Source organism: Pseudomonas sp. P4_C8, from assembly GCF_056401975.1.
This window is the reverse complement of the sequence record NZ_JBFUIH010000135.1, coordinates 1-529: the sequence shown is the minus strand read 5'-3', so window position 1 is coordinate 529 and position 529 is coordinate 1. Positions and strand designations below refer to the sequence as shown.

Annotated in this window: 2 rRNA genes; both read left to right on the top strand. The window is 50.4% G+C overall.

The features are described from left to right. A 23S ribosomal RNA gene (locus tag AC1DWM_RS30220) occupies positions 1 to 229 on the top strand; the annotation flags it as partial. Positions 230 to 380: 151 nt separating this feature from the next. Next, positions 381 to 496, top strand: a 5S ribosomal RNA gene (gene rrf, locus AC1DWM_RS30215). The last annotated feature ends 33 nt before the right edge of the window (positions 497 to 529 follow it).

Here is a 529-nt window from a genome sequence, read left to right as displayed (position 1 = left end):
CGAACCTCTGGTGTTCCGGTTGTCACGCCAGTGGCATTGCCGGGTAGCTATGTTCGGAATAGATAACCGCTGAAAGCATCTAAGCGGGAAACTAGCCTCAAGATGAGATCTCACTGGGACCTTGAGTCCCCTGAAGGGCCGTCGAAGACTACGACGTTGATAGGTTGGGTGTGTAAGCGCTGTGAGGCGTTGAGCTAACCAATACTAATTGCCCGTGAGGCTTGACCATATAACACCCAAGCAATTTGCGAACTCGAAAGAGGCCAGATTGCGGTGTGTGAAGACGAAAGAACCGAAARTTCGMAAGMAACACACAAATCTATTGCATACCCATTCGCTGGAGCGTGAACCGAAAGGTAAACGACCTGGCTACCGAATTTCTTGACGACCATAGAGCATTGGAACCACCTGATCCCATCCCGAACTCAGCAGTGAAACGATGCATCGCCGATGGTAGTGTGGGGTTTCCCCATGTGAGAGTAGGTCATCGTCAAGATTAAATTCCGAAACCCCTATCTGCGTATGCAGG